The following is a 21789-nucleotide window of genomic DNA, read 5'->3' on the forward strand; positions in this document are numbered from 1 at the left end:
CTGTCCTTTCCTTTGTTGAACCGTTTATTTCTTCATTTTTTGGTTTAGACTTAATGAATTGAGTAACACACTGATTGAGCTAAAGGCCATCGCTCCTCCGGCAATGATTGGATTCAATAAGCCAAACGCAGCAAACGGAATGCCAATCGTGTTATAAATAAATGCCCAAAATAAGTTTTGTTTGATTTTTTTCAAGGTCACACTTGAAAGCTCGATCGTTTGTCCAATCGACGAGAGTTGACTATTCATCAACGTTACATCTGCTGTTTCCATGGCAATATCAGTACCACTACCCATCGCGATGCCGACATTTGCTAAAGCCAAGGCGGGAGCATCATTGATACCATCGCCGACCATTCCCACTTGTTTTCCTTCTTTTTGCAATTTTTCGACATAGCCTGCTTTTTCATCAGGTAATACTTCAGCAAAGATGTGTTCTGGCGAGATACCCACTTCTTTTCCAATCGTCGTTGCAACCGATTGATTGTCCCCTGTGACCATATAAACTGCCAATCCTTGGGCTTGTAATCGTTGGATTGCTGATCGCGCATGTTCTTTGATCTGGTCAGCCACAGCGATCATACCCAATACTTGTCTATCATCTGCAAGAAACATTACGGTTTTTCCTTGTCCTTCTAATTGTAACGCTTGTTCTTGATACGCTTCAAATGAAACGTTCATCTCGACTAGTCGTTTTCTCGTACCAATAAAATAAGATGTTCCGTTGATTTCTCCACTGATCCCAGCACCCGGATGTGCTTTTGCTTGAAGCACAGGCAAAGTCGTGATCGACTGTTCTTTTCCATAAGTCACAATGGCTTTACCTAAAGGATGCTCTGAACCTTGCTCTAATGTGGTGGCGATCGTTAACACTTCTTCGTCACCGATAACGTCTGTGACCACTGGTTTCCCTTGTGTGATCGTACCAGTTTTATCTAAAAGAATCGTGTCTAGATGTGTCGCAGCTTCTAATGCCTCGCCGCCTTTGATCAAAATACCCTTTCGTGCGCCTAAGCCTGTACCAACCATGATAGCAGTTGGCGTCGCTAGTCCTAACGCACAAGGACAAGCGATGACTAACACTGAAACACTATGGATCACTGCCAGTTCCCAGTTGCCACTGATTAGTCCTGTGGCTATTAAGGTAACGAAGGCAATGACTAACACGATAGGTACAAAAATGCCAGAAATCTTATCAGCAATTTTTTGGATCGGGGCTTTGCTTCCTTGGGCATCTTCCACCATTTGGATGATTTGTGAGAGGACGGTTCCTTTTCCTACTTGGGTCACCGTCATTTCAAGAATCCCTGTGGAATTGATGGTGCCACCGAAGAGTAGATCCCCCGTTTTTTTCTCAACTGGCACACTTTCTCCAGTCAGCATTCCTTCATCGATCGCACTATCCCCTTTGATGACTTTCCCATCTGTTGGGATTTGTTCTCCCGGTCGGACGAGTAAAATATCCCCAATCGCTACTTCCTCGATTGGTATGGTCTTTTCTTCGCCATTTTTTATGACCTGTGCTGTTTTTTTCTGAAGAGACATCAACTGCTTGATGGCATCGCCGGTTTTACTTTTGGCTGTGTGTTCCAAATATTTTCCTAACAAAATCAGCGTGATGATCATATTGCTACTTTCAAAATATAAGTCCGATGAATGTGTACTGAAAAAACCATTGTATACACTAAGCGCAAATGCAGCGGTCGTACCGATTGCCACTAACACATCCATATTGGGTGCGTTTGTTTTGATGGCATGATACGCTCCTTCATAAAAGCGCCAACCAATATAAAACTGGACAGGAATTGCTAAAATCAGTTGGACCCATGGATCATGGAAAAAATGGACAAGCGTTCCATGAAAACCTAACATCATTGCAATCATCGCGATCATCATAGGAAGCGTCAAGAGAGCACCTATGATGACATCTCGCTTCATTTTTGTTAAATAAGTTTGCTTTTCTTCTGCAATTTTTTGCTTATGGGCCTCATCATATAAAATCGCACCATAACCAATGGTTTCAACACTTTGGATCAGTTCTTCGATCGATACTTCCTGATAATTGATCGTCGCTTTTTCTGTTGCCAGATTAACAGTCGCAGATAATACACCGGGCTGTTCATTCAACTCTTTTTCGATTCGTGCAGCACAATTGGCACAAGTCATTCCAGTAATCACCAGTGTGTCTTTTTTAGCTGGATGCTCCATTTAAATCACCTCTGCTTGATAGCCTAAATCATTGATTGCTTGACATACGGTTGATGGTTGGATCACTGTTTCATCTAATGACACAGTTCCGATCTCTTTTTTTAAGTTGACATTGATTTTTTTTACACCCGGTAGCGCATTGACCGTTTCTTCCACTCTTGCAACGCAATGTTTACAGCTCATTCCTTTGATCGTTACTTTTGTTTTCATCGCTGGTTTCCTCCTAGTTGTTTTGATGGCAATGACATTGTCCTGGAATGCAATTGCACTGGATATTTGTTACTGGCTCTTTTTTCTTTAGTTCTGCCATGATTTGGTCAATATCTGCTTGTGTTAAAGTTGCTTCTGAGACAAGATCTGCAATCGTCTCGCCGATTTTCTTCGCGCAAATATGTGAGAATAAATTCTCTGCGGCACTTTGCACAGTATCTGTTTCAGACACCGCTGGATGATAAATAAATTTTTTCCCTTCTTGTTCTGTCCAAATCGCTTCTTTTTTGACAAGTCGTCCTAATAACGTTTTGACTGTTGCTGCTTTCCAGCCCATTGATTCAGAAAGGATCTGTGTGATTTCCTGAGCTGTGGTGTCTCCTAATGTCCAGACGACACGCATGATCTCCCATTCTGAATCACTGATTTTGATTGGCTTTTTCACTTCTTCCATATGTATCACTCTCCTCTTCGTTTACAAATGTAAACTTCATTTCTAAATACAGATTACACTTGTAAACGAAACGTGTCAACTACTTTTACTTCGCCATTGCTCTAGAAATTTTTTTTGCTGTCGTGGACCATTCAAAATGACTAATTTCTCTTCTGCTCCTTGTTCATAGATTTTTTTGATCGCTAAGGGTTCCCTCTCGTTCTTGAAACGCCAAACAAAAAGTAAAAAGTCCAAATATTCTTTGTCGAATTTTTCTATAAATTCTTCTGGAACATCTGGACGGGTACTTTTATCTACTTTTCGTTTGAGCGAACGCTTGATCACACGATACATCGCTCGGTATCTCGGCAAGCGAAGCATTAGGATCAAGTCAGCTTGTTCAATTCGATCTTTTGCAATCGATAGATAATTTCCTTCGATGATCCAATCCTTGTTCTCCGCCATAAATTTTTCCTGTTCTTTTAACAACCATTGCTTGGCTGCTTTTCCATAGTCCGTTGCTAGCCACAATTGATCGAGAGCTAAAAGAGGGCTTCCTGTCGTTGCTTGTAAGCTTCTTGCAAGTGTGGACTTACCTGCACCCGACTGTCCAATAATCATTATTTTCATTTTGTCCTCCTTCGAATGGTCATCTTTTTATTTTACCTCTTATTCTTAATAACGTAAAAAAAGACCGAACCAATCGTTGGACTGATTCGGTCAAATCTTATTTTAAAGTTGAGAAACTGGTTCTTTCAATGGATTTTTCTTATTATCACGACGTGCGATCGCTGGTAAGATCATACCTAGTAAAATCAAAATGATCGGTGTGACGATATTTGAGATCAATTGGAACCACCAAGCTTTTGGATCAGCAGCGTATTCCACTTTTGGTACCATTCCCAAAATACATGCAAACGCAGTGAAAGCAAAACACCAAGCACCAAAGATGAATCCAACTTTAGGATTTTTCACGAACTTATATTCCGACGTGAATTTTTTGTATGCTTTGTTCAACATCATGTAGGCTAGGAATACCCATAAGTAACGCATTGGCATAACGACTGAATTTAAGTTCGTCAACCATTTAACTAATTCATTCATATCTTTGATACCAATAATCGGTAATAGGATGATGATACCGACTAAGATACCAGTTAACATGTAACCATTGACCAACGTTCCTTTACGGTTACGTTTACGTAACCAACTTGGCACAAATTCTGGATCTGCATCGGCTAACAAGATCTTCAATGGCGCATCAATAGAAAATGCCAAGGCAGAAATTTGACCAACCATATTCGTCAATGCATAGATGATCATCAATGCATTGCCAATACCATAATAGTTACCTAAGATTTGGAAGGCACTGTACGCACCGTTTGCCATTAAATCTTTAGGAATATTGTCACTTGCAAATAACATACCCATTGCTACAGAACCTAAAACAGCACAGATACCGACCATCGCTGCCAAAAAGATCATCCCTTTTGGAAATTCTTTTGCCGGGTTACGTGTAGAATTAACATAAGGAGAGATTTTCTCAGCGCCTCCTACAGCAAAGACTAACATTGAAACAGTCGTAAAGTAACTAAAGTCAAACTTAGGAATATACGTTTTGACTTGGTTCATATTTGCTGTCGCAAATTCCATCGTTGGATTGATGAATGGCGCAGTAACAGCAAGTAAAATGAATAATAATGACATGACGAACATCGCTGTACCTGCTAAACCACCGATAACTTTTAACGTTGATAAGCCTTTTGTTGATAGATACAAGAAAGCTAAGAAAATGATCAATGAGATCACTGCGACCATTTGGACAGACATCGTATTGACGATATCGCCATTTCCTTGAACTGCCCAGCCAGCTGCAATCAAAATCGCTTGTGGTTTTTGTGCTAAGTATGGAATGTGAACGACCCAGTATGTCCAGGCAGCATAATAAGCTAAGCGTTTATTCGAAGTAGTATTTTCTACCCAAGAACTAACGCCCCCTTTACTATCTTTGAATGCTGATCCTAATTGACCGACGATCAGTGCATAGGGGATAAAATAAATAGCTAGGATCAATAACCATGAAGTGATTACTGAGATTCCTTGTTGCGCGTAGTTATTGACGACATTCCCCATACCCCAGACCATGTTGAATGCAATCAACGCTACTGTAAACCAGCGCAGTTGTTTTTCGTTCATCTGATTTCTCCTTTATAAATATTTAATAATTATTCATTGACTATCATATTCAATTTTCATAATGTTTACAACACTTCGTTATTTTATTTGTGGATTATTTTAGGTAAAACACATTGTTTTTACATTTATTTTTCATTTTATCCTCTAACACCTAATCTAAAGGCTCACAAACATGAATTATTTTCTAACTATTTTGGAATTTTCAGAACAATTAAAATCTTCCAGTTATTTTAATCACAGAAAAACCACAGTCCTCAAATAAATGATTTCTGTGGTTTAACGGTGCTTTTTTGACTGTTTATTTGACTTTTTTGACAGATAGCCCACGCATGGCGTTTAAAACTGCTATCAGGGTCACACCGACATCGGCAAAGACTGCATTTCCCATAGAAGCAAAGCCAATAGCTCCGAGAACCAATACGATCACTTTTACTCCAATAGCAAACGCAATATTTTGCTTGACGATTTTCAACGTTTTTCTTGAAATTTGAATCGCCTCCGCAAGTTTTGATGGCTCATCGTTCATGATGACGACATCGGCTGCTTCAATGGCTGCATCACTGCCTAAACCACCCATGGCGATTCCCACATCTGCTCGAGCTAATACCGGTGCATCATTGATCCCGTCTCCGACAAAGGCAGTTTTCTGAGTCGTTTCGCTCATCAAAGCTTCTAATTTTTCTACCTTATCTTCTGGAAGCAGTTCACTATAGACTGCATCGACCCTTACCTCTTTTGCGACTTGTTCCGCAATCTTTTTTGCATCACCTGTCAACATCACTGTCTTTTTGACGCCGACTTTTTTCAATGTCTCGATAGCAAATGTTGCATCTGCTTTGATCGTATCCGCAATAACTAAATAGCCCATGAGCTGACTGTCGATCGCTAAATAGATCAATGTTCCTATTTCATGATTCTCTGGTTGCTCGACTCCATAGCGAGCCAATAATTTTTGATTTCCGACAAGTACCTCTTGTCCCTTGACCTGTGCGTTGATTCCTTCACCAGCGATTTCTACAGGTTCTTCAATTTCATATAACGGGCCACTGTAGGTATCCATGACCGCCTTGGCGATTGGATGTGTCGATAGATTTTCTAGACTCGCCACATATTTCATAAACGCTTTCTCGTCAATGGTAGAAACAACTTTTTGTACGGCAAAATCACCCTTAGTCAGGGTACCTGTTTTGTCAAATACCACTGTTTCTGTACGAGCTAAAAGTTCTAGATAATTTCCACCTTTGACAAGTATCCCCCGTTTACTAGCCCCACCGATTCCTCCGAAAAAGCTAAGTGGAACAGAAATGACCAATGCACATGGACAAGAGATCACTAGAAATGTCAATGCTCGATAAATCCATTCAGAAAAATCTCCTCCATAAAGTAAGGGTGGGACAGTTGCTAAAAGAACAGCTAAAGCAACAACGATCGGCGTATAGTAACGAGCAAACTTAGTGATGAATTTTTCAGCTGGTGCCTTTTTACTGCTTGCTGTCTCCACTAGTTCTAATAATTTGCTGATGGTCGAATTTTCATAGTTCTTTTTTACTTCGATGGTTAAAGGATGGGTCTTATTGATAAAACCACTTAATACATTTTCACCACTCATCACTTCTTTAGGCAATGATTCTCCTGTTAATGCAGATGTATCTACGAGGGATTGTCCCTTCAAAATCGTTCCGTCCAAAGGAATTCTTTCACCTGGTTTGACCATGACCGACTCACCGATCTGCACTTCTTCTGGTTGCTTATTTACCAAGCCGGTTTCAGTGATCACATGAGCAACTTCCGGTCGGATCGCCATCAACTCACGAATTGACCGACGAGACTGATCGACCGCAAAATGTTGGAAATACTCACCGATTTGATAAAACAACATGACAGCAACTGCTTCTGGATATTCACCGATCATCATCGCACCGATCGTTGCAATCGACATCAAAAAGTTTTCATCAAACACTTGTCCTTTACGAATATTGACGAACGCTTGCTTGATAACATCAAAGCCAATGAGAACAAAAATGGCCAAAAAAGTAATGAAACGAATTGGCTCAGCAGGCTTCCATAAAAACAATAAAAGCAAGCTAAGTGACGCTATGGCGATACGTAACAATGCTGTTTTATTTTCTTTTTCTGGTTCATGATTTTTACTTGTCTGCTTTTTCACTTCGATTATTTTGACATCTGGTTCTAATTGATGGATTTCTTCTGTTGCTTGCTTTTCAATCGTTTCAATGACAGCTTTATCTGCATCGATCATCATTTTTCCAGTCGCAAAATTGACCGATGCTTCTTTTACGCCAGGTATTGCTTGTACTTTTTTTTCGATTTTCATCGCACAATTTGCGCAATCTAAACCTTCTAATTGATAACTTTTCATTTTAAGTCCCTCCTTACTAAACATATGACTATCTCTTCATAAGTTATTATACATGAATGAGTATTCATATGTCAAATCATAGTAACAACGGATCATGATTTAAGTATCGTTCGGGAGAATCATTATTTCTTTAAGGTGTAAAAGAAGTTTCTTATGTAAAAGTGACGAATGATAAACTTTTTACAATAGAAAATAAAGGAGAATATCTTTGAAAGATCAAAAGATAAGGAGAAGAAATATGCTTGATTTTGACGGACAATACCATCAATTGGCACTTGCTCTAAGATTAGGAAATGCAGCAGCGTTTGAAGTTGTAGGTGCAGACGGGAAAAAGAATTACCAATTTTTATTTTCAAGATTTATCAAAATGATCGAAAATGATGTTGATCATGCCTTGATCAATGAAACGCAAAAAACTAAAGTGATCCAGTCTTTAAAAAGTACGATTACATACTACGAAATGAAAAAACCGGCAGAATTGCAACAGGAAATCGAAAATCTGAAAAAAAATGATCCAGCGAGTTTTATGATTATTCCTTCATACATTGTAAGTCCTTCTTATCATCATAATCATATTTATTCTTTGATCATCTATAAGCAAGAACATGACTATCTTGTCGCTAAAATAGATAAATTTGCGGCAAATACCAACATGGGTAATCAGTTATCAACTATCCCAGCAGATCATTTGGAAACGTTAAGTAAAATACTTTTTGCTACAAAACTCGAACATCATAGCGAATCTAAAGTCAATATCATTGATGCAATCAACCAACTCTCAGAAACGCCACCAAAGAATCTTGATTTTGACATGAGAGGATATGCGCTAATTCCTGTTTGCCCCATCTTAGAACCACTTACTGCCTTTCGAAGTGTCCTTCATCATTGCCAAGAGGCTACATTCACGCCCCCCTTTGCTGAAGGCAAAGTAAAACCAAAATTTTGTACATCAATAGCATTTCGCAAACGTTTCTATCAGACTTTTCTAGGTGAAAACACAAAGCATAATGAAAAATTTTCCCAGCTATGGAAACATTATGAACAGCGAAAAAACATCACTGGTCTAAAAGAAACTATCTCAAGAGATGACTTTGTTGAAATTTCGAATGATTTCGTAAAGAAAGTCTACCAAGATCCTAGAACACCTAAAACATTTGTTAAAAATCAATCCGTCGAGGTCGCACCTTATTATTATCATGTTTTTTATGATGATTCCAGACGATTGAAACCATTGGATGCTCACATCAGCGCAATCATTGATGGAACGGATCAATCATCAAAAGAGGCCTATCGACGAAAAGTAAAAGTTAAGAGCCAGCGATTTGGTGCAACAGCCAAAACATTCAGAGAAAGGATTTTTTCTGATAGACAGACCTCTAAAAGTAACTCCACAGACGTGCTAAGTCCAACTTCTCCAACACATCCGTCCCTTACACAAGCGAATTTTAATCATCGCATAGTAGACGCAACCAACAAATCGAATTTTTTGAGTAAGCAAATACCTAAAAAACATACAGATATCACTCGCTAAGTGTAAAAAAAGTAACTCTTTCGACAGACAAACAACTGTGCAAGAGAGTTACTTTTATATTTAGTGACTATTTAAACGATTTCTGCCCCAAACGGCATCAGCGCTAGGCGGGCTAATTTGAAGGACTGCTTTGCAAAAGGAATACCAATGATCGTGACACAAAGTAAAATCCCACTGATGACATGCCCTAGAGCAATCGGTAGACCTGACACGATCAACCAAATGATATTGACGATCAAAGATACGCCATTGTTTGTATAAATGACTTCTTTTCCAAAGGGTGCAAACGATAAAGAAGCTAGTTTAAAGCATTGTAGCCCGACCGGAATACCAACAATTGTGATACACCATAACACACCTGCTATCGCCCAACTAAGTCCACCGAGTAAACCACCAAAAATAAACCAAATAATATTTCCAATACAACTCATTGTTTCTTTCTCCATTCTAACGAGAGCCTTACGTTAAAAACTATTGAATTCTACTCTCTTGATTTTACGTTTTTTTGCTTCTAATAACCACTGCTCCATAAACTGAGCGGCTACGGTTCTTTCATGATCGACTGCTACAAAAATCGTTTGAATCAGTTCACCAGTTTGCTGATCTGCGTCAGTCGTTTCGATTTGTCTCGCTTGTCCAAAAGCGAAAATCATTGGTTTTTCTGCGTCATCTTGTGCTGCTATAAACGATATATTCAATGGATCGTTTATATCTGGCAACGTTAGTTCCTTCAAGAATCGATTTTCTTGTTGCCTGATCAACGTATTGATCATCGGTAGATCTGCTTCGGTTGCTGGCCGAATGATCATTCAAACCACTCTTTTCTTTTTTTGACCGTTTCTATCCAAATATTGGCAATAGTTTCATGACCCAGTAGTGTCGGATGGACACCATCATCCCCTGTGTATTTCTCATAGCCATATGAGATGCCTAAAGAATTCAACGTTCCATCTAACGGGACAAAAACTGCTTGATATTCTTTTGCTAGTTGACGAATCAAGTGGATCTTTGGATCAAGATCACTACGCCAACTTCTCCGATCTTCAGGCTCTGGCAAAACAAATGGTTCCATCAAGACGATTTTTTTGATGCCACTTTCCACTAAACGATCAAGTAAATACCGATAATCTGCTTCAAAACGAGTAAAGGATTCTTTTGTCGCAAATGCTTCAGGCTCGCCTACATTGTGCCATGTATCATTGATACCGATCAAAATTGAGACGATATCAGGTTTCAAATCGATGCAGTCTGCTTGCCAGCGCTTCTTGAGGTCTGCCAACTTATTTCCGCCGATTCCGCGATTGACGAATGTCCACGTGTTTTCTGGATCACTCGCAGCCAATTTTGCTGCTGTTAACAGTGCATAGCCATGACCGAGATCGTCAGTTTCTCTACCCGCATCTGTGATACTATCTCCAATGAATAAAAGTCGTTGTTCCATCTCATCCCCTACTTTCCATGCTACTTTTACGTTATTATCCCATACACGTCTAGCCAAAGAAAGAAGGAAATGGAACATTAGTGATTTTATAACTACTTCTTAAAAAAATGCGTTCCACGAAAATCCGATGAACGATTTTCGTGGAACGCGTCTTATTTCTTATGGGTAAATACGATTTAACAAACGTGGGAATGGAATTGCTTCACGTACATGATCGATCCCTGAGATCCAAGTCACTGTACGTTCTAAGCCTAAGCCGAAACCAGAATGTGGAACAGATCCGTATTTACGTAGATCTAGGTACCATGAGTATTCTTTTTCGTCTAAGCCATGATTCTTGATTTGTTCAAGTAAGAAATCATAGTCAGTCGCACGTTCACTTCCGCCGATGATCTCTCCATATCCTTCAGGTGCGATCATATCTGCACAAATCACGACATCTTCTCTTGTTGGATGTGGTTTCATATAGAATGGTTTGATCGCTTTTGGATAGTTCAAGATAAAGACTGGTTGTTCAAATGAGTTCGCAATGAACGTTTCGTGTGGTGAACCGAAATCATCGCCCCACTCGATATCGTCAAAGCCATTTTTCTTCAATAACTCGATAGCATCATCATACGTGATACGTGGGAAAGGTAATTTAGTATAAGTTTTCAATACTTCTTTATCACGTTCTAAGACGTCTAAAGCATACTCGCAGTTATCTAATACACTTTGAACTAAGAAAGCAACATATTGTTCTTGTACTTCTAAGCTTTCTTCTTGATGCGTGAACGCCATTTCAGGTTCGATCATCCAAAATTCGATCAAATGACGACGTGTTTTTGATTTTTCAGCACGGAAAGTTGGTCCAAATGAAAATACTTTACCAAATGCCATTGCAGCAGCTTCCATATACAATTGGCCACTTTGTGACAGATATGCTTTTTGGTCAAAGTAGTTTGTCTCAAATAGATCGGTTGTTCCTTCTGGCGCAGAACCAGTCAAGATCGGTGGATCGATTTTAACGAATTGGTTGTTGTTGAAAAATTCGTAGGTTGCACGGATGATTTCATTTCGAATCTGCATCACTGCGTGTTGGCGAGAAGAACGTAACCATAAATGGCGATGATCCATCAAGAAATCTGTTCCATGTTCCTTTGGTGTGATCGGATAATCATGGCTTTCACTTACTACTTCAATGTTCGTGATCCCGATCTCATAGCCAAATTTAGAACGGCTGTCTTCACGAATCTCACCTGTCACAAGGATCGATGTTTCTTGAGAAAGATTTTTTGCCATTTGGAAAACTTCCTCAGGCACTTCACTTTTTACGACAACTCCTTGGAAGAATGCTGTCCCATCTCGTAATTGTAAAAAGGCGATTTTCCCACTTGAACGCTTATTAGCGACCCAAGCACCGATCGTTACTGTTTCGCCTACATGTTTTTTTGAATCGATGATTTGAATTTGTTCCACGTAAAATTCTCCTTTGTCCTATAATAATTTCTATTCGTTTTGACTTTTACTCTCAATAAAACGTTGGATTCGTCGGATTCCTTCTTCTAACGTTGCTAGATTCGCCGCATAACTCAAACGAACATTTTCCGGTGCGCCGAAACCTTCACCTGTAACTAGAGCAACCCCTGCTTCTTCTAGTAGATCTTCGACCCACGGAGTCACTTGTTCATAGCCACATATCGCTAACGTTTCTTTCACATTCGGAAACAAGTAAAATGCGCCTTGTGGTCTTTTGACCGACACCCCGGGCAAATCAGCAACAAGCGGAAATACGATGTCTAGACGTTCTTCAAATGCTTTGCGCATCTCTTCAACGGTATCTTGTTCCCCTTGTAGTGCTTCCACAGCCGCATATTGACTGACTGCAGTTGGGTTACTAGTTGATTGTGACGCAATCGCAATCATCCCATCAATGATTTTTTGATCGCCGACCGCGTATCCGATACGCCAGCCTGTCATTGCATAGGTTTTTGATACACCGTTGATGATTATCGTCTGTTCACGTATTGCTTTTGAAATCGTTGCAATTGGAGTAAACTCATTGTCATTATAAACTAATCGGCCATAAATATCATCAGCAACTATTAAAATATCGTTTTTTACTGCCCATTCACCAATCTCTTGTAGTTCTTCTTTTGTATAGATCATCCCTGTCGGATTGGAAGGAGAATTGATAATGACTGCTTTTGTCTTGGAAGAACGTGCTTGTTCCAATTGTTCAAGGGTCACTTTGAAATCATTGACTTCTTGACCCGTGACAAAAACAGGGACACCTTCTGCTAACTTGACTTGTTCCCCATAGCTCACCCAATAAGGCACTGGAATGATGACTTCATCTTTTGGATCTAGGATCGTTTGGAATAAGGCATAAAGGGCAAATTTCGCCCCGTCTGTCACAATCGTCTGAGAAGCATCGTAAGTCAATCCATAATAGGTTTCCAGATACGAAACGATTGCCTGCCTTAATTCTGGAATACCCGCTGTCGGCGTATAATAACTTGCTTTTCCATTCTTGATGGCTGCGATCGCTGCTTCTTGGATATTTTCAGGTGTAGCAAAATCAGGCTCTCCTACGGTCAAACTGATAATGTCTTTCCCTTGTGCTTTCAATGCCTTTGCTTTTGCTGCAGTTGCTAGTGTTACGGAAGGCTCTAAGCGTTCCACTCTTTTTGACTGTTTCATCCAATCTACCCTTTCATCCGTCTTTTCTATATCCCGCTGATGACTTTGACTTCCTCTCCCGTTTCAAAAGAAATTAAATAATAATTCAACTGGTCATCTGGCGTTTTGGCAATGACTTCCCATACTGGTTCATCTTTGTACATCCCTAAGGAAGCTTTTTCCACTTGTTGATCGGGATGCTTCTGGCTGATTTCTTGGCGGGCAGCTTCTTCGGTCAATCCTGCTTTTTGTTCTAAAACTTTTACTCGCTCACCTGATTTAGGAATGATCACTGCAATATCTTGCCCTTTATCGTTTTGGCCTGTTAATGAAAAATAAGTGGCTTCTCGAGTAAACCAATAGAATTGGTCCACTTCCTCGAGATTTGCATATTGTTCAGCTAGCTTTGTCGCCTCTTGTTTCGCTTGCGTCATTGGGCGTGTCGCACGCAGATAAAAAATAGTGCTGATCACGATTACTGCTAATAAAGCGATGATCAAGCCTAATAACACGCGATTGATCGTATGTTCTTTGTTTGTCTGATTCTTCAAGGACTGTCGCTCCTTCTTTTTTCATTGATGTCCATTATAACAGATTTCGAGGTGAAAATAGTCCTCGATCATGGCTTAATTTCTTCGTTTTTGTTTAAGAAATCATGGATATCCTCACAAATTTGTTCAAAAGGCGCCTCTTGGACAGGTATTTTTTTAGGTAAAGCATGAATGATCCTCGCGCCATATTTTGCGGTCACCAATCGTCGATCTAAAATCAGCAAGACGCCTTTGTCCGTTTCCGAACGGATCAAACGACCTAAAGCTTGTCTGACCTTCAATGCTGCCTTTGGTAAGGATTCTTGATAAAAAGGATTGATGCCTTCTGATTCTAAATACGCATTTCTCGCTTTGACCATCGGACGTTGTGGATGATCGAATGGCAGTCGCGTAATGACGACTAATTGTAACGCATCTCCTGGCAGGTCGACGCCTTCCCAAAAACTATCTGCACCGAATAGTACGCTCATTTCAGAAAGAACAAAGCGTTTCAATAGTTTCTCACGACTGCCACCGATTCCTTGAGCTAAAATCTCTCTTCCTTGTTCAAGCATTGTCAAATGCATTCGTTGATATACCTTTTGTAAAACATCATGAGAGGTAAACAAAACCAGGATTGGTCTTTTTTCTTGTCTGATCAACTGGTATAACACATCCGTTAGATAATCGACATATGCTGTACCACTTAATTGATTGATCTCTGGTGCTTCTTTTGGTACGAAGATCCGTGCTTGTTTTTCGTAATCATAAGGAGAGGCAATGACTTTCAGCGGAGTTCCTTCAATTCCTAATCGTTTCGCTAAATATTGACGATCTGGACCTACTTTTAATGTCCCACCTATATATAAAATCCGTTCATAGCGCTGATACCAAACTGTGTTTGGGATCAGTGCGGCAGTGAAATCGTGGAGATGGAACATCGTCTGCTGAGGGGTGGCACCCGGAACGAACCAATGGACTAAACTTTCTTGCCAATTCTCCAACCATTCTTCCATAAAACTTGCTTGTTGATCTAAACGATCAAATAAAGCATACAAACTTGCAAGATCGACACGCATTTGCTTCGTCCAACTTTCTTGAAGCACCTCTAACCCTGAACGGATCCTGTACTGCAATTCCTTTATTTCTTGGTAAAAAAGATGAAGATGGTCAATGGCTGTACTTGCTTCAAAAGATAATTTATCCAAGTCCTCTTTCATGATCATGACTTCTTCCGGGTAAGTTTGTCTTTTTTGTTGAGGTACGATCTCAAGTAGCCCTTCAGCTAAACAAAGCTGTGCCTCACGAAGCGCAGACAACTCTTCTTTGTAGATATCAAGCCAGCGCTGGCCTTCATGATTGGCTGGAAGATAGCCTTTGAAGCGATCGAACAAACGGTCAGGTTCTTCGAATAATTGTACTTCCTTGTTAAAATAGCTCAAACTGAATCGTTGATCATTGACTTTTTCAGCAATCTCAGGCAAATGATGTGCTTCATCAATCAATAAATAAGGACTTTCAGGCAACAACGGTGTCTTTCTTTGTGTTTCTTGGACTAAAAAAGCATGGTTGACGATCAAGAAGTTACTTTGCTTGATTTGTCGATGCAAGAATCGAATAAAATCTTGTTCATAGAACGCTTGTTTTTTCGCTAAAAAGTCAAGCCCGCGATGCGAAACATCTGTAAAAAAGGCATGATTCAAATTCGTTAGATGCAACTCATCTAAATCTCCTGTTTTCGTCCGTGTCAGCCAGACAAGAACCGTCATTTGATAGAGTGCATACTGCTTTTGCTCTTTTGGCTCAAGTAGTGTGGCTTTAAACCGTTGCAAATCGAGATAATGGCGGTAGCTTTTGATAATCGTCGCTTGGATCGGTTGGTCGAATAATTGGTTTAACAAAGGAATATCTTTTTCCATGATCTGCTCTTGTAAAACAAGCGATACCGTACTGATAACTGCCGGCTTCTCCGGTGTGGCTAAGTAGCTAAGAGGCAATAGATAACCAATCGTCTTACCCATACCAGTCGCTGCTTCGATCATCAAATTTTTCGATTCATCTTTGGTAAAATGATCATAGACAACATTCATCAAACGATTTTGTTCTTTACGATATATCAACGTTTTTCCAAATATTTTTTCTTTCGCTTGTTTTTTTCTTGGATAATCTTTATGGCCATAGTAAACTTCTGAAAACAGTTCGACTTCTTTTTTTTGTAAGGCGATCCCCTCGATGATTTCCAGTTCATCGGATAAAGGGGGTGGTTGCTTTCTCAGTTCGTTGGTGATTTGTTCGATGAATAATCTGGTATCCATCCCTGTATGCTTGCTCAGTTTCACGATCTGTTCAAGCGTCACTAAAGGTAACTGACGCATCCGTTCTTCAATCAGTAAGAGCAACTGTGCTGTCACTTCTGCATCACTGTCTGCCTGATGGGGGTTATCGTGGATAAAACCCAGACTTTCTGACAAATCAGCTAAACGAAAGCTCGGTTCGGTCGGCAAAAATATCTGTGCCAACTCGACCGTATCGATTCCCGGAATCTTTAATTTAGGTACGCCACAGCGAGTCAATTCATGATTCAAAAACTGATAATCAAAATAAATATTATGCGCCACGAAGATAGTATCCGCTAGAAGGTTGTAAATCGTTTGTGCTACATCTTCAAAATAGGGTGAACGATGGACACGTTGATTGGTGATCCCTGTCAAATGCTGGATCTGTTTTGAGATTTTTCGCCCAGGGTTGATATCCATCGAATAACGAGAGGTGATCCGCCCATCTTCGATCATGACACATCCAAATTGGATAATGCGATCTTCTTTTGGATTTGTCCCAGTCGTTTCAATATCAACGACTGCATAAGTTTTCGGTTTCAACATATCTTCCTCTTCTCTTCCCTCTAGTCTTCTTTTGAAATTATACTACAAATCACTTGAAAATTCTTAGGAAATCAACCTAAAGCATACGTCTGTTGTTATCTTTGCCACTAAGAGAAACAGTAAGTCCACTTCCAGCCTCCTTCTCTCGTTATCACTCATCCAACCATGCAAGGCGATGTCTAAGGTGTAGAGAATCAGAGCATATGAAAAGAAAACACAAAAAAGCCCAGACCGCTAGGAACTAGCAGACTGAGCTTTTATTTAGTAGTGGGTTAATTAAGCTTTAACAACGTTAGTTGCTTGAGGGCCACGTTGACCTTCTTCAACATCGAAGTTTACTGTTTGGCCTTCTTCTAAAGTTTTGAATCCATCACCTTGGATAGCTGAGAAATGAACGAATACATCGTTGCCGTTTTCTGCTGTAATGAAACCGAAACCTTTTTCTGAGTTAAACCATTTCACTGTACCTGTTTCCATAATAAAAATCCTCCTTGTGTATCAAACACATATTTTGCAATTACTTGAATGGTGAATATCTGGAAGATGTTTATTTGAAACAAACTACCAAGATTACCGAACAAAAACTACATAGTTATTGTAGCACATTAATTACAGTTTAGCTAGTAAATTTTGGACTTTTTTTATTTTTTTTTCATTCTTTTGCTTATTTCTCCAAAAAAAACGAACGTTTTTAATTTACACTTAAAAAAAATTCACTTTTCAACTTGCTGATCTTCTCATCTTTCTCCTGAGAAATAAGAAAAAGCCACGAAATCAAGTAAATGATCTGCATGGCTTTTCCTTTTTTATTAAATGGATGACCAATCGTTTCTAGGTACTGTTCCTAGAGACTAATAACGTAATATCGCAGTCAAACTCTTTTCGTCAGGCGCATCTTTTTGATCCAAGATAAAGACTTGTCCGCCATTAGTGATCACGTCGTCAGCCAGTTGATTCAACACTTGTCGACGGTCGTATTCTGTTTCTGGGTCTTCACCAAATCCGTCAGCAAGATTAGAGGTTGCGATAAATAAGTGAGAAATCTTCCCTTCTTTCGCTGCTGGCACGATGTCCACTAGTTGATCCAAGAATTTTTTATCTAACAATTGATTGTAGCTACTTGCTTCCTTCGCTGCCAGTTCATCCGAAAGTTTCTTCGCACCTGCTTCGATATCTTTTAAAGATAATTGGGCAGGTGAAGCTGAGATCGCCACATCTGAACGGTAATAAGGGTTTTTTGCCACTTTTTTGAACATTGTTTGATTTTCAGGCAACGCGTACAAGTACACAGGCCATTTTTCAGGATTATCCAAGCTGTCTTTGAGAAATTCATCGACCGCTTGATAATAGTTGATCCAGTCAATTTCAACTTCTTCATCCTTAGGGTTAACTCCATGGAAAGTTGAACCTTCACTTCCGTTTGACGAGTAGTTGATCCCTCCGCCTGTCAGCTCAGATCCTAAAGCTGTCACCACATCTGTAGGTGCTCCTTCTGGTAGTTCAACTTCTTTTACTTGTTTGTTGCTTACTTCGTAAAGCTTCATCGAGTCACGATTCAATCCTAGTAAATAATACGAGTAGTTAAAATGTCCATTTTTGATGATCGCTAATAAATAAGGTAGGTCACTTACATAATATTGATCATCTACTGGAATGCTCAAACGATGAACAATGGTACTTTCAAGAGACAAGATCACCGCGACACTCGCAGTGGCACTGCGCCAAAATGAAGCATCTTCTAGTAGTTGATCGATCTTTTTTTGAAAAATCGACCAATCATGCTCCGCATATTTCTTTTCAAAACGTTTTTTTGCTTCTTTTGCAAAGTTCTTGAATTTGATCTGATCTTTTTCCACATCTTGATGTGCAACGTGAGTGTTTAGCATAATAGTAATAAATGGTCCTTTGGCACCTTCTGAAGTCAGTTGTGACAGTAACTCTCTATCCTTTTTCGCCATAAACGTACCCCTCCTAAAAATCATTTCTTCAATACTACTAACTAAAGTCTACCACAACCATTTTTATCCATAAAACAAAATGACCCCTAGACAAAAAAACGTTTTCAATCTCATCTCTAACTAAGGCTTGTTTTCTTCAACTATTCTTCAAAATTTCATCAATGATTCGTTACATTTCACAGCGAAATTATTCATACCTAACTGATAACATAAAGAAAAGTAGAAATCGAGGTGTTTTTATGCAATTATTGATGATATTTAGTTTACTATGTATGACTGCTCTATTTGTATTCACTGCCTTTCGTCTAAATGAACCCGAGGCTCAACCTGTGCGAGTCAAAAAGAATCAACGCTAACTATCCTTTTGTGTTCGTTTGGTTTATCTAAAGTTTTTTTCAGAAAGATTGAAACTACGCACACTCTCTGATAAAATTTTAATTTGTAGCAAATCAAATTAGAAAACAAGGAGATTGGACATGGGCACTAAGAAAAAACATTTCGCTTTACTGTTGGCAACGCTTCTTTTGACGTTAGGATCATTCTTGCCAACTTTATCCGTACAGGCCGATGAAGCATTTTCTGTGAATTCCCAAGCAGCCTTTGCTGTGGATGCAACAAGCGGAAAAATTTTATACGACCAAGACGGAGAAAAAACAATGGGGATCGCGTCAATCTCAAAAATCATCGGGTTGTACATCGTACTTGACCAAGTCAAAGAAGGAAAATTATCCTGGGATGATGAAGTGGCAATCTCCGATTATGCTGAAACATTAAGCATCGCACCTAATTTATCGAATGTTCCCTTACATAAGGAGAATACCTATACTGTAAAAGAACTTTTTGACTCTGCCTTTATCCAATCAGCCAACGCATCAATGGTCGCTTTAGCTGAAAAGATCTCTGGTAGTGAAACAGCATTTCTGACTGTCATGAATGACCAGTTAAAAGAATGGGGCATTGAAAATGCAACGATCGTCAATGTTTCTGGGTTGAACAATGTTTACCTTGGCGCAAATCGTCCAGAAGGGACTGGCGAGGTAGATGAAAATCAAATGTCCGCAAAAGACGTAGCAATCATCGCACGTCACCTGTTACTCGATTTCCCTGAGGTACTAGAAGTGACGAGCACTGCAACAAAAATGTTTGGTGAAAACACACAATCCCCGGTGGAAATGGTCAATTGGAATTGGATGCTTCCAGGTTTTATCAACTTCAAAGAAGGCGTTGATGGACTAAAAACTGGAACAACTGATTTTGCTGGTGCTTGTTTTGTCGGTACCATCGAACGAGACGGCAAACGCATCATTACAGTCATATTGAATGCTGAAGGTCATGAGCAAAACCCAAGCGTTCGCTTCACCGAGACGGCTCGCTTGATGGATTATTGCTATGATAACTGGTCAGTCAAAGAAATCGGTAAAGCAAACGCAAGCATTCCTTCACTCAAATCGATCGATGTGAAAAACGGAAAAGAAACTTCTGTCAATGTCGTATTAAAAAGCCCAGTCAGTGTCTGGGTCAGAAATGATATGGATACGGGTCAATTGACGATCACACCTAAGATCGATGAAACAAAGGTAAAGGATAATGAACTTGAAGCACCGATCGTTAGAGGCACAAAGGTTGGCACAGCCACCATCACTTTAGCTGATGATCAATTGGGTTACTTAGAAGATGGTGCCTCTCCAAGCACAGACATCATCACTGCTAGTTCGGTGGAAAAAGCGAACATCTTTGTGATTGGCTGGCGCAATGTCACTAATTTTTTCAGTAATCTATTCTAAATAAAAATTCCAAATAGTTAGATCAACTACTTACCCAAACAGTCAAAGCTGGCTCTTCTTCACGAATCGACGAGACGCCATCAACCTTTACTGTTTGGGTATTTTTCTGTTTCTTACAGAAAATAAATGTATTTTCTATTTTTTCTTTTTTTATAACAGCATTTTTACAAATTTTTCGTTATACTGTAGATGGTAGATTGTTACTTGTAGGGTTGGTCTATGAGGGGCGAGTAACACTATCAGTTCGTGTTGAATAATCATCACTAGTCTGTTAATCAGCTGTTTCCTTTTTCATTCGCAGTGATGACTCCACGATTAGAAAAAGGAGTTGGTATTATGAATTTAACAAGAGATTTGATTTTTTCGATTCTCTATATCATTGGGATGGTTGGGATCATCACCTGGCGCAGGAAACAAAAAGATCCAGCGTTATTCTTTTATTGTGGTACTTGGACATTCGCATTGATGCTTACGTATTTCATTGTATTAGAGATCTTTTATGCGAGTTTTTATTTCTTGATCCCTCTCGCTTTTTTCAGTATCTTTGCTTTTTTTTACTTTACCGAAAAAAGGCGACTACTGAATGGTTTGATCTTCAATTTATTTTTGATTAGTTTCGGCGCTTATTTATTACTCTTGCTTTTTGAGACTCAGAATATCTTTATTGGTGGGATTTTTGCTTTGATTGCAGTACCTGCTCTATTGATTTTACTATTTGGTATATATATTTTGGTCGTCTTTCTCATTTGGAATGGCATCATCGTCTTAAAAAGAGAATCACGTTCACTGGCTAATCTTTTGACTTTACTACTAGGGATTGCATTAACACTATATATAGTTGCCACTGTATTTTTAATCAATTACTTGCCAGCGTGGATCAATGTTCTTCTTTCTGGTATAGCAGTCATCTTGATTTATCTATTTATTGTCTTCTATAATTTTATGACTGTCTCTTTCTTATATCAGTTCAACCGACCACGTTATAACCAGAATTATATTATTGTATTAGGCGCAGGCCTGATCAACGGGGAACGTGTTTCTCCCCTGCTAGCTAAACGGATCGACAAAGCGATTGCCTTTTATTGGGCCCAAAGTCATGCTACGCTCAATCCACCGATTCTTTTGATGTCTGGTGGTCAAGGTGCAGACGAAAAGTTACCAGAAGCAATTGCCATGAAAAACTATGCCTTGGAAAAAGGGATTCCAGAGCGAGACATTTTAGTTGAAACAAATTCAACAACCACTTTAGAAAATATGCGTTTCTCTAAAGAATTGATGGATCGTGAATCTGGCGGTGGCGCTTATCGTGCGATTTTCAGTTCAAATAATTACCACATTTTCCGTGCAGGACTCTTTGCGAAGCAAGCACAGTTAAAAGCCAATGGTATTGGTGCAAAAACAGCCTTTTATTATTTGCCGAATGCTTTTCTTAGAGAATATATCGCGATCTTGATGTTGCACAAAAAACGTCACATGATCGTATGTGGTACTATCTTTGGACTGACTGGATTGCTAGCTTTGATCACACTTATCGCCTAAAAAAAAAGAAGTTGCGCTTCATGCAACTTCTTTTTT

Annotated in this window: 18 protein-coding genes; 3 read left to right on the forward strand and 15 right to left on the reverse strand. The window is 39.4% G+C overall.

The genetic code is table 11. The features are described from left to right. Positions 1-24: 24 nt before the first annotated feature. From IGJ00_RS10555 to IGJ00_RS10580, 6 genes are all read right to left on the reverse strand, one after another. Positions 25-2208, reverse strand: a complete 2184-nt coding sequence (locus tag IGJ00_RS10555) for a heavy metal translocating P-type ATPase (protein WP_142433331.1) — start codon at positions 2206-2208, stop codon at positions 25-27. Continuing rightward, on the reverse strand, positions 2209-2418 hold the full coding sequence (gene copZ, locus IGJ00_RS10560; protein ID WP_071867486.1) for a copper chaperone CopZ: 210 nt from the start codon (positions 2416-2418) through the stop codon (positions 2209-2211). It lies immediately after the preceding gene. A 13-nt stretch (positions 2419-2431) separates the two neighbouring features. After that, positions 2432-2872 carry a CopY/TcrY family copper transport repressor gene (locus IGJ00_RS10565; protein ID WP_074799525.1) on the reverse strand — a complete coding sequence of 147 codons (441 nt, stop codon included), beginning with the start codon at positions 2870-2872 and terminating at the stop codon, positions 2432-2434. A 75-nt stretch (positions 2873-2947) separates the two neighbouring features. After that, positions 2948-3481, reverse strand: coding sequence for a topology modulation protein (locus IGJ00_RS10570; protein WP_074799526.1), 534 nt, complete (start codon positions 3479-3481; stop codon positions 2948-2950). A gap of 102 nt (positions 3482-3583) precedes the next feature. Continuing rightward, positions 3584-5047 (reverse strand): APC family permease, encoded by a 1464-nt coding sequence (locus tag IGJ00_RS10575; RefSeq protein ID WP_074799527.1) that lies wholly within the window; start codon positions 5045-5047, stop codon positions 3584-3586. A gap of 298 nt (positions 5048-5345) precedes the next feature. Then, complete coding sequence (locus tag IGJ00_RS10580) at positions 5346-7427, reverse strand: heavy metal translocating P-type ATPase (RefSeq protein ID WP_438844416.1); 2082 nt, start codon at positions 7425-7427, stop codon at positions 5346-5348. Positions 7428-7665: 238 nt separating this feature from the next. Between IGJ00_RS10580 and IGJ00_RS10585 the strand changes: the two genes are divergently transcribed. Next, on the forward strand, positions 7666-8958 hold the full coding sequence (locus IGJ00_RS10585) for a hypothetical protein (RefSeq protein ID WP_438844417.1): 1293 nt from the start codon (positions 7666-7668) through the stop codon (positions 8956-8958). A 71-nt stretch (positions 8959-9029) separates the two neighbouring features. Here IGJ00_RS10585 and IGJ00_RS10590 read toward each other — a convergent pair whose 3' ends face one another. From IGJ00_RS10590 to IGJ00_RS10630, 9 genes are all read right to left on the reverse strand, one after another. Then, complete coding sequence (locus tag IGJ00_RS10590) at positions 9030-9389, reverse strand: YccF domain-containing protein (protein ID WP_438844418.1); 360 nt, start codon at positions 9387-9389, stop codon at positions 9030-9032. A gap of 33 nt (positions 9390-9422) precedes the next feature. Beyond that, positions 9423-9767, reverse strand: coding sequence for a hypothetical protein (locus IGJ00_RS10595; RefSeq protein WP_195513502.1), 345 nt, complete (start codon positions 9765-9767; stop codon positions 9423-9425). Next, positions 9764-10399 (reverse strand): SGNH/GDSL hydrolase family protein, encoded by a 636-nt coding sequence (locus IGJ00_RS10600; RefSeq protein WP_071867478.1) that lies wholly within the window; start codon positions 10397-10399, stop codon positions 9764-9766. Before IGJ00_RS10600 ends, IGJ00_RS10595 begins: the two co-directional genes overlap by 4 nt. A 159-nt stretch (positions 10400-10558) precedes the next feature. Next, entirely contained in the window at positions 10559-11857 is a 1299-nt protein-coding gene (gene asnS / locus IGJ00_RS10605) for an asparagine--tRNA ligase (protein ID WP_010734979.1), read from the reverse strand. Positions 11858-11887: 30 nt separating this feature from the next. Further along, complete coding sequence (locus IGJ00_RS10610; RefSeq protein WP_071867477.1) at positions 11888-13081, reverse strand: pyridoxal phosphate-dependent aminotransferase; 1194 nt, start codon at positions 13079-13081, stop codon at positions 11888-11890. 26 nt (positions 13082-13107) lie between these two features. Next, positions 13108-13611, reverse strand: coding sequence for a cell wall elongation regulator TseB-like domain-containing protein (locus IGJ00_RS10615; protein WP_071867476.1), 504 nt, complete (start codon positions 13609-13611; stop codon positions 13108-13110). Between the two features lie 68 nt (positions 13612-13679). Continuing rightward, complete coding sequence (locus IGJ00_RS10620) at positions 13680-16469, reverse strand: helicase C-terminal domain-containing protein (protein ID WP_438844579.1); 2790 nt, start codon at positions 16467-16469, stop codon at positions 13680-13682. 279 nt (positions 16470-16748) lie between these two features. Next, positions 16749-16949, reverse strand: a complete 201-nt coding sequence (locus tag IGJ00_RS10625) for a cold-shock protein (protein WP_005875554.1) — start codon at positions 16947-16949, stop codon at positions 16749-16751. 374 nt (positions 16950-17323) lie between these two features. After that, the gene (locus tag IGJ00_RS10630; RefSeq protein ID WP_438844419.1) at positions 17324-18430 is read right to left on the reverse strand and encodes a baeRF6 domain-containing protein; all 1107 of its coding nucleotides are present in this window, start codon (positions 18428-18430) and stop codon (positions 17324-17326) included. A gap of 476 nt (positions 18431-18906) precedes the next feature. On the opposite strand from IGJ00_RS10630, the gene IGJ00_RS10635 reads away from it, so the two are divergent. Beyond that, on the forward strand, positions 18907-20214 hold the full coding sequence (locus IGJ00_RS10635; protein ID WP_438844420.1) for a serine hydrolase: 1308 nt from the start codon (positions 18907-18909) through the stop codon (positions 20212-20214). Between the two features lie 336 nt (positions 20215-20550). Next, the gene (locus IGJ00_RS10640; RefSeq protein ID WP_071867472.1) at positions 20551-21753 is read left to right on the forward strand and encodes a YdcF family protein; all 1203 of its coding nucleotides are present in this window, start codon (positions 20551-20553) and stop codon (positions 21751-21753) included. Positions 21754-21789: the final 36 nt, after the last annotated feature.

The organism is Enterococcus sp. AZ062, assembly GCF_051715065.1.
Taxonomy (GTDB): Bacteria; Bacillota; Bacilli; order Lactobacillales; family Enterococcaceae; genus Enterococcus_B; species Enterococcus_B mundtii.